The 8,007-nt window shown below is 61.3% G+C and carries 9 protein-coding genes; 6 read left to right on the top strand and 3 right to left on the bottom strand.

All coding sequences use genetic code 11. The annotated features are described in order from the left end of the window. Window positions 1-273: 273 nt before the first annotated feature. A complete protein-coding gene (locus tag VQ042_RS23965) occupies window positions 274-726 on the top strand; it encodes a hypothetical protein (protein ID WP_331822790.1) in 453 nt (150 codons plus the stop codon). Window positions 727-1,007: 281 nt separating this feature from the next. On the opposite strand, the gene VQ042_RS23960 is transcribed toward VQ042_RS23965, so the two are convergent. Next, window positions 1,008-1,667 carry a FadR/GntR family transcriptional regulator gene (locus tag VQ042_RS23960; protein ID WP_331822789.1) on the bottom strand — a complete coding sequence of 220 codons (660 nt, stop codon included), beginning with the start codon at window positions 1,665-1,667 and terminating at the stop codon, window positions 1,008-1,010. 134 nt (window positions 1,668-1,801) lie between these two features. On the opposite strand from VQ042_RS23960, the gene VQ042_RS23955 reads away from it, so the two are divergent. From VQ042_RS23955 to VQ042_RS23940, 4 genes are read left to right on the top strand one after another with little or no spacing between them, the layout of a single operon-like run. Then, window positions 1,802-2,740, top strand: a complete 939-nt coding sequence (locus VQ042_RS23955; RefSeq protein WP_331822788.1) for a fumarylacetoacetate hydrolase family protein — start codon at window positions 1,802-1,804, stop codon at window positions 2,738-2,740. Between the two features lie 42 nt (window positions 2,741-2,782). After that, window positions 2,783-3,763, top strand: coding sequence for a Bug family tripartite tricarboxylate transporter substrate binding protein (locus VQ042_RS23950; RefSeq protein WP_331822787.1), 981 nt, complete (start codon window positions 2,783-2,785; stop codon window positions 3,761-3,763). Window positions 3,764-3,782: 19 nt separating this feature from the next. Beyond that, a complete protein-coding gene (locus VQ042_RS23945; protein ID WP_331822786.1) occupies window positions 3,783-4,223 on the top strand; it encodes a tripartite tricarboxylate transporter TctB family protein in 441 nt (146 codons plus the stop codon). Continuing rightward, entirely contained in the window at window positions 4,223-5,725 is a 1,503-nt protein-coding gene (locus VQ042_RS23940; RefSeq protein WP_331822785.1) for a tripartite tricarboxylate transporter permease, read from the top strand. Before VQ042_RS23945 ends, VQ042_RS23940 begins: the two co-directional genes overlap by 1 nt. Window positions 5,726-6,038: 313 nt before the next feature. Here VQ042_RS23940 and VQ042_RS23935 read toward each other — a convergent pair whose 3' ends face one another. Both VQ042_RS23935 and VQ042_RS23930 read right to left on the bottom strand, forming a co-directional pair. Further along, window positions 6,039-6,377 (bottom strand): cupin domain-containing protein, encoded by a 339-nt coding sequence (locus VQ042_RS23935; RefSeq protein ID WP_331822784.1) that lies wholly within the window; start codon window positions 6,375-6,377, stop codon window positions 6,039-6,041. Between the two features lie 112 nt (window positions 6,378-6,489). Then, entirely contained in the window at window positions 6,490-6,903 is a 414-nt protein-coding gene (locus VQ042_RS23930) for a cupin (RefSeq protein ID WP_331822783.1), read from the bottom strand. Between the two features lie 93 nt (window positions 6,904-6,996). Between VQ042_RS23930 and VQ042_RS23925 the strand changes: the two genes are divergently transcribed. Then, complete coding sequence (locus VQ042_RS23925; protein ID WP_331822782.1) at window positions 6,997-7,782, top strand: winged helix-turn-helix domain-containing protein; 786 nt, start codon at window positions 6,997-6,999, stop codon at window positions 7,780-7,782. Window positions 7,783-8,007 lie beyond the last annotated feature (225 nt).

Here is an 8,007-nt window from a genome sequence, read left to right as displayed (position 1 = left end):
GTGCGTCCTTATCAGCGTCGGTCAGCAAGCGTCGGGGCGGGTGAGTCATGGGAATCTTGACTCATATCCAGCCCCTCAAATCAAGACAGAATGCCACCGACGTGAGCAGTTACTGCTGATGAGCAGACGTTGGATGCGTTGGCGCGATGGTATTGGGCTGTGTCATTCAACGAGTCGCTAAGGGGTAAGCCTGATCACTATGTTGCCCGAGCTGTGAGATCCATACCCGACATGCTTGCGGGGAAAGTTCGAGGCGTAGAACCTCGCCTCGACATGAAGCCCATTAATCTTGTGGAGCGGCGCTTCATTCGCGGTAAGGCGCTCTCTGCCGCCGTATCGGGAGCATTTGCCAACTCTTTTCCTAGGAACCTCCTAACTGGCGAGGAGATCCAACTCACCAGCTTCATGTTTGATTTCTCCGCTTCTCACTTTTTGTCGATCTTGTCGCCCGATGAGGTCGAAAAGGCGACGGGCCAGGCCCATGCCTCTTCCCGTCTGCTAGCTAACATTTACGTCGCCGATGAAAGCCAGCGACTAGCTGATCCTAGGAGTGATGAGCTACGCCGAGTTCTTATCGAAGGAACGCCGGCTGAAGACGTGCTGTCGACTCAGTTTCTTAACGAGAAATGTATCGATCGCTTGGATGCTGGTGATTATAGAGGCTTTCTCGAAGAGCGCGCGGCGCTGATGTATCGAGCCGCGCAGGATCTCGTGGGAGTGTGGTAGATTGGCGCGAAGCATGGGGGCATTACCGCCACACCGTCGGCACGGGCCCCCGGCTTTGATAAGAGACCGGCGCGCTCGCAAGGCGCCGACCATGCCTCGGTTGACTGGAAGACGCGCCGTTTGCGGACATCACTGTCCCGATAGGGGGCGTCGTTTCGCAGACGATGGTCCCGATCAGCGGGGCGACGGCCGGAGAGGTGGCAGAGTGGTCGAGTGCACCGCGTAGAAGAGGCTCCGGCAGCCGCACCCGCGTCAGATCCAGTCCCATGCTTTTTCCGTCCTCAGCGACCCAACAGGTTCATCCGGACGCGGTAGAGGTGCTGCAGCATTTCCTTACGGGCTTCGGCACCGTCCCTACCTTCTATCGCGTCGACGATGGCGCGATGCTCAGACAGAACCTCGCCGCGGCGCTCGGGGCGCGAGGCGTGGCGAAAAGCTTTCAGCCGTCGCCACTCAGCGCCCATTCGAGCCGTGGCGATTAAGTCGTAACCTGCAAGCAGCAACGCGTTTTTCGCTGCCACCGCGATTGCGCGGTGGAAGGCGCAGTCGTAAAATTCGAACTCCTGCGTCGTGGCGTCGGGATCTAAACTCTCGCAGGCGGCCCGGATCGCCTCGATTTCGCGGTCACCGGCGTTCAGCACCGCCAGCGCTGCCAGCTCGCTCTCAATCACGGTGCGCGCCTCGATCAGGTCGGCGGGACTGAACTCGAGTGGAACGGGAGAGGACGGCGTCGCCTCGGCGACAAAAGTGCCGCGGCCGACTTGGCGGACGATGGAGCGGTTAATCTCCAGCATCACCATAGCCTCGCGAACTACGGTGCGCGAAACACTGAACCGTTCAGCCAGCTCGCGCTCGGTCGGCAGCTTTTGGCCGGCCGTAAATAGTCCCGTGGCCATGCTATCAGCCAGATAGTCTCGCACCGTCTCGACACTTGCGGTCATCCCGCCTCCTTCATCGGCTAATGGTTTACCAATCCGCCCAAAAATTCGCAATCCGTTGACAAGTTGCAGGTCGCTCTCTACCCAGAAGGTAAGCCAAAGCGCGAATTGGGATACCAATAGGGAGGATTCATCAGGTGCATCTTGGCTTGGCCAGACATGGCAACGGCCCCGCCGGGCTGGTAGCGCAGCTTGCTTCTGGGCGCGTCGCAAATGTCGCGGCGGCGGCGGCGGCGCGGACCGGCGAGCTAGGTGATCTCGCCACGCCGAAGACACTGATCGCGGCCGGCGAGGCGGCGCTGGATCGTGTGCGCGGCCTGCTCAGCCAGCTATCCAAAGAGGACACGGAGACTCATGGCGCCGGCGGATTCGTGGCAGAGGCCGAGGCATTCCACTTTCTGCCCCCGATCCCGGACACCGGCAAGTTCCTTTGCGTTGGCAAAAACTATCACGCGCACCTCGATGAACTCAGCCGCAACGATCTGATTCGCGAGATCCCTTCGGAACCTACAGGCTTCATCAAGCTGAACTCAGTGCTCTCGGGCCACGGGGATAAAGTCGAGCGGCCCGAAGGCATCACTACCCTCGACTACGAGCCGGAACTGGCCTTCGTGATCGGCAAGCCTGCCTTTCACGTGGGATCACCTGATGCGATGTCGCATGTTTTCGGTATCACGCTGTTCAACGATCTCACCGCGCGCGAGGTGCAGAAGCGCGAAGTCGCTTCTGGGACGCGGTTTTGGACCGCCAAAAACATGCCGGGCTTTGGGCCCATAGGCCCCTGGATCGTGACCATGGACGCGGTGCAGGACGTCACCGATCTGTGGATCGGTTGTTCCGTTAACGGGGAGCAGCGGCAGCGGTTCAACACCCGTGACCAGATCCACAAATTTCCTGACATCATTGCACATTTTTCACGCTACCTGCCGCTCGAACCTGGCGATATCTTTGCCACCGGAGCCGCGGCGGGGACAGCCTTCGCCCAACCCAATGCCGCGGACCTCTACTTGAGGCCCGGCGACGTGGTGGAGATCGAGATCGAGGGGCTGATCAGTCTTCAGACACGGATCGTCTGACTCAACGCGGGCAAGAGCTCCGCACTCAAGGGAGGATCAAGAATGAACAAGCTCGGAAAAAGCCTGGCCGTGCTGGCGGCGCTTGGGATGACCACCGCAGCCGCACTGGCGCAGGATGCGTCAGTCTACCCCGACCGTCCTGTGTCGCTGATCATCCCCTACTCGCCCGGCGGTGGAACGGACATTCTCGGCCGGATCGTGGCCCAGAAGCTGTCCGAAGACTGGGGCCAGCCCGTGGTTGTCGAGAACCGCCCAGGGGCATCCGGCCTCGTCGGCGCCAAGGCCGCGATGCAGGCCGAGCCGGACGGCTATACGCTCGTTATGGGGTCGACCGGAACGCTGATGTCGGTCGCGACCGACGCGGGCGTTGGGGCCGGCGACGAGGTCGACGTCAATCCCATCCTCGAACCGATCACCATGATCGCCGCGCCGCCCTACCTGCTGGTAGTAAACCCAACTCTGGGCGTAGAGGACGTCGAGGGTCTAGTCGCCAAAGCCAAGGAGGACTCGTCTTCGACGCGGTTCGGCTCGTCCGGCGTGGGATCGGCCTCGCACTTGACGGGTGAACTCTTTAACTCGATGGCCGGGACCGAAATGCTGCACGTCCCCTACAAGGGAACCGGTCCGGCGGTCACCGACCTGTTGAGCGGCGAGATCACGGTGATGTTCGGCCCCGCACCGACATTGCTGCCGCATGTCGAGAGCGGAACGCTGAAAGCGCTGGCGGTTACGACGCCAAAGCCTTCTGGCCTGTTCCCTGATTATCCCACGGTCGACGGAGCAGGTGTGCCCGGTTTCGCGTCAGTGGGCTGGTTCGGGCTCTTCGCGCCTCCGGGCACGCCGGCTGAACTGATCGAGAAGATTAACACTGACGTTCAGGCAGCGCTGACCTCTGATCAGGTCCGGGAGCAATTGGCCGGACAGGGTGCAGAGCCCGATCCTCTGCCGGTCGCCGAATTCACCGATTTCGTAGAGAGTGACACTGCGAAGTGGATCTCTCTGCGCGACTCGGTGGCAAACTGAGACGGGACGCGCGGTGCTGATGAGCCTGCGTGACCTGATCACCGGCATCCTCCTGACCTTCGCCGGCGTGGGCTTCGTCCTCGCCGGCATATCTTATGGCGTTGGCAGCTTCGGACGCATGGGGGCAGGCTTCTTTCCCGTCGGGCTGGGCATAATCGTCGCCGTTCTGGGGCTCGCTATCGCCGTGAGCGGAGCGCTCGCCTCCGGTAGCGAGCCGATCGAGATGCCGAATTGGCGTGCCCTTGCCGGCGTGGTCGTCGCGGTGGGCCTATTCGCCGCCACGGTTGGTCGGCTGGGACTCATGCCCGCAACCGCACTTTGCGCTGCGGCGCTTGCCCTGGCCGAGCCAGGCAACCGCTTGCGCCACGTGGTGCTGCTCTCAATAGGACTGGCGGTGTCGACAGGTCTGATATTCATCAACCTGTTGGGGATGCCAATCGCGGCGCTAAGGTTGCCCTGATGGAGAATATCCTGCTGGGGCTCGAGACCGCGTTCTCGACCTCCAATCTGCTCTACTGCCTGCTCGGCGTCTTCCTCGGCACCTTTGTTGGCGTGCTGCCAGGGATCGGCGCCTCGGCGGCGGTATCAATGCTGCTACCGGTGTCGTTCTACCTTGATCCCACGACCGCCCTTGTCATGCTGGCCGGGGTCTATTACGGCGCCGAATACGGCGGCTCGACCGCCTCGATTCTGCTCAATCTGCCAGGCACGTCCTCGAACGCGATCACCTGCCTCGACGGTTACGCTATGACGCGACAGGGCAGAGGTGGGGTAGCATTGGTGACGAGCGCGCTGTCCTCCTTCGTCGGCGGCTCGATTGGCATTCTCGCGCTGACATTCCTAACGCCGGCGATCGTCAGCGTGGCGCTTTCCTTCGGCGCTGCGGAATATTTCGCGGCCCTGCTCCTCGGCCTGATCGCCTCGGCGGGAGTGGCGCAGGGATCGCCCCTTAAGGGTCTGGCGATGGTGTTCGGCGGCGTGATGCTGGGACTGATCGGCATCGACGTAAACACCGGGACAGAGCGCTTTACCTTCGGCGTAATCGAGCTTTTCGATGGGATCGAACTGGTGGTGGTGGCGATGGGGCTCTTCGGTATCGCCGAAGTGATTGGCGCCATCGGCAAGGGCAGCGGCGGGCACCGGGTGCAGAAGGTCTCGCTGCGCGAAATGGTGCCGACCGGCGCCGATATTCGCCATTCGATCCTGCCCACGCTGCGCGGCACACTGATCGGCGGCATTCTCGGCGCGCTGCCAGCCACGGGTCCGACGCTGTCGGCGTTCATGAGCTACGCCACCGAAAAGCGTCTTGCACGCGATCCCACGCGCTTCGGAAAGGGTGCCATCGAGGGTGTCGCCGGCCCCGAAGCCGCGAACAACGCCGCAGCGCAGACCTCATTCATCCCGACGCTGGCGCTTGGCATCCCTGGCAGTGCGACCATGGCGATCATGTTCGGCGCCCTTCTGATCCACGGCATCACCCCAGGCCCGCGGCTGATGGTCGATCATCCGTCGATGTTCTGGGGCCTCATCGTCAGCTTCTGGATCGGTAACGTGCTGCTTCTGGCGCTGAACATCCCGCTAATTGGGCTCTGGGTGCGTATATTGCAAGTTCCAAGCCGGTTCCTAAACCCCGCCATCATCTGCTTCGTCTGCATCGGCGCTTTCAGCCTGAATAATAGTGTGTTTGATGTCTGGATGGTCCTTCTGTTCGGGGTTGTGGGTCATGGCATGCGCCTGTTGCGGCTCGAGCCCGCCCCCTTTCTCATAGGGTTTATACTCGGACCTCTGTTAGAAGAGAACTTCCGGCGTGCCATGCTACTCGCCGGCGGCGACGTTCTAAAAATTATCGAGCGGCCCGTGGCTGGACCTATTCTCGGCGCGACAGTTCTTGCAATCATCCTGATCCTGCTTGCGCCGCTGATGAGGCGTTCCTCAAGACCGTCACCGCAGGGAGCGGAGTGAGAGCACTGCGGTGATTTGACCTCCGGCGGGCGGTTCCAGTCGATCTTAATGCCGTGCCAGCGGGTTTCGTCGTCGGGCGAATAGCCCACGTCGGCGCTAACCGTCGTGGATTGCTGTGTCGTGCAAAAGCGAGATTAGCCAGCGACGTCGCCAGACAGGATCGCAACCCGTCGTCTTTCCGAATTGCCCGTCTGAGTTCCACTCGCTGCGGCGAGCGCCAGTCTATCTCAAAGACTGATGTATGCCATGCCGATCAACGCCGAGACGGCTGCCGTAGCTGAAGGTTCGACGACCCGCCAGTGCATGTCCGTGGCTACTGCTTCAGGAACTGGGACTTTGGGGGGCTGATCTGGAAAACGATGATCTCCACCGTCTCGTCGCTTTCGTTGATCACCCGCATCGGGGAGTTCAATGGTTCGGCAATCGCTTCCCCGGCGGCGACTTGGCGCCGTTCCTGACCCTCGACCTCCATCATCAGAGTCCCTTTAGATATGTAAAGGTAGACCGGTGTCGGATGCGTGTGCCACGCGGCCGTCGTTCGCGGTTCGATCGTGGCATGGACCACTCGAGCCTCCAACGCGCCTTCTGGTAACTCCAAGGGATGCGCTAGAATCTGGTTCAGCTCAGAGGCCGGACGGTCGATTTCGGTCATCTCGGTCTCGGCGAAGGCGGCTCCGGACGTAAGGAGCGCCAAACCTGTCAGAACGCGTAGCATGTCATCCTCCAATTTTTTTGGCGTGGATTGGTTCGCGGCGAGAAGCTCATCAATGTTGGTGCTCGGGCGGCGCGAATAGGATCAGTTCGACCCGGTTGGCGCCTTCCACGTAGGCGTCATGCCCCGGTGGGATCTCGAAGAAGTCGCCGGTGCCGATGCGCGTCTCGATGCCACTGTCGATCATGCGCACGACGAGATTTCCGGAGATACAGTAGCCGGTGTGCCGCATGGGGCAGGAGTCGGGCGAGCCGAGCAGCGGCTTCTCGTCGGCTTCCCAGGTCCAGCCGGGCTCAAAGATCGCGTGCATTCCGGCGCTACCGTCGCCCATCCTCACGATGGAGATGCCGCCGCGCTCCTTCATGTCGAGGCGTTCGTCGGGCGTGTCGAAGCGTCTCGTTTCGATCGCGTGCTGGTCCATCTTCGGTCTCCGATTCCTGTTCAGGTTCTTGATGGTCGGATCCATCGAGCGGATGAGTCTATCCCGCTGCTCTGAGCGTGCTTGAAGGACTTCTGAAGAAATCCTGTATAGGATCGTGATTCTGCTGTAGCCTTACGCATGGTGTGGACATTCGGAGAGTTCGAACTCGACCCGAAGCGTTTCCAGCTCAGCCGGTGCGGCAGACCTGTGCAGGTCGAGCCGCAGGTTCTCGCCGTTCTGATACATCTCGTCCACAATCGCACCTTCATGGTATCGAAGGACGAGCTTATTGCAGCGGTCTGGCAGGGGCGAGCGGTCTCGGATGCCAGCATCTCCAGTCGCATCCGCTCCGCGCGTCAGGCAGTTGGGGACGATGGTGTCCGCCAGGCAGTGATCCGCACGGTGCATGGCTGCGGTTTCCGCTTCGTCGCTGAAGTGGCCGATGTCCCGCCGGCCAAGACCTCGACCGCCTCGCCTACCGAAACGCTCGCCCATCCCGCAGGTCGGCCCTCCATTGCCGTGATGCCCTTCCAGCCGCTCGGCCCGTCGCCTGATCTTGGCATTTTGTGTGAAGCGGTCCCGCACGAGATCATCCAGGCGCTGTCGAGACTGCGCTGGCTCGCGGTCATTGCGCGCGGTTCCTCCTTCCGCTTTCGGCAGGAGAATGTCGATCTGGATCTCGTCGCGACGGCGCTCGCGGCGCGTTATGTCCTATCCGGGATTGCCGAGAACCGAAACCGAACAATAGCCGTTACGCTGGAACTCACTGACACTAGTTCTCGCGAGATCCTTTGGGCAGATCGGATCGAATCCGCCTGTGACGAAACCGACGACCTTCGGACGCGGATCATTGCGCATCTGGTTTCGGCGCTAGAGACCCGCATCCCGTTCAACGAGTCTCGGATCGCAGCTGAAGGGGCCTGAAGGACTCGATGCATGGGCCAATTACCACCTCGGTCTTCGGCACCTCTATCGCTTCACGACAACCGATACCGCGTTTGCGCAGGACTATTTCGAACGAGCGATCAAGGGCGACCCTGAACCGCCCCGGGTTTCCCGGAGACCTCATTTCCTGAGAGAATGGGGTCATCATGACAAAATCGACATCGAAGAGATATTCGCCGGAGGTCCGTGAGCGGGCTGTCCGGA

The sequence above is a fragment of the Aurantimonas sp. A2-1-M11 genome (genome assembly GCF_036549475.1).
Lineage (GTDB): Bacteria > Pseudomonadota > Alphaproteobacteria > Rhizobiales > Rhizobiaceae > Aurantimonas.
Note: the sequence above shows the minus strand (reverse complement) of the source record. Positions and strands in the feature narration are given on the sequence as shown.